A 464-nucleotide genomic window follows, 5' to 3' on the forward strand; every position below is an offset into this window, starting at 1 on the left:
TTTTGGAGGCGAGCCTCGCCTTTCTGGAGCGCGCGGAAACGGCGGCGTCCATCGAGACGCGCGGGGCTGCGATGCGGGCCCGCTGAGGGCGGGCGACGCCCGGCCCCTTCCCCGAAGGGAGGGAGACCGGGCGTCTCGGGGTCTTGCTCAGCGCCAGCTATTGTACTGCGAGTTGAAGGTCGCGCCGATGCCGAAGCGGGTGTCGCGGCTCGAACCACGCTTATCCTCGGCCTTGAAGATGGCGCGCGCCTCGGAATAGCGGCTCATCTTCAGATTGGTCCAACCCTTCAGGATCTCGGCGCCGCGATTGTGGCCGTGCGTCTTCTCGTGCTGGTCGAGCGTCGCCAGTGCCGAATTGTAGTCGCCGGCGTCGAACTGGCTCTGCGCCTGGGCGAGCAACTTGTCCCGCCCGCCGCCGCCCCGCTTGCCGACCTGACGAACCTTGACCTTCTCGCGCGGGGCCG

The 464-nt window shown here is 68.3% G+C and carries 1 protein-coding gene; it reads right to left on the reverse strand.

Features of this window, described 5'->3' with window-relative positions:
* Nucleotides 1-147 precede the first annotated feature (147 nt).
* Nucleotides 148-464, reverse strand: a 317-nt coding sequence (locus AUL32_RS24310; RefSeq protein WP_244498046.1) for a CDC27 family protein, incomplete at its 5' end; no start/stop codon positions are given.

The sequence above is a fragment of the Aureimonas sp. AU40 genome, from assembly GCF_001463785.1.
In the GTDB taxonomy this organism is placed as follows: Bacteria; Pseudomonadota; Alphaproteobacteria; order Rhizobiales; family Rhizobiaceae; genus Aureimonas.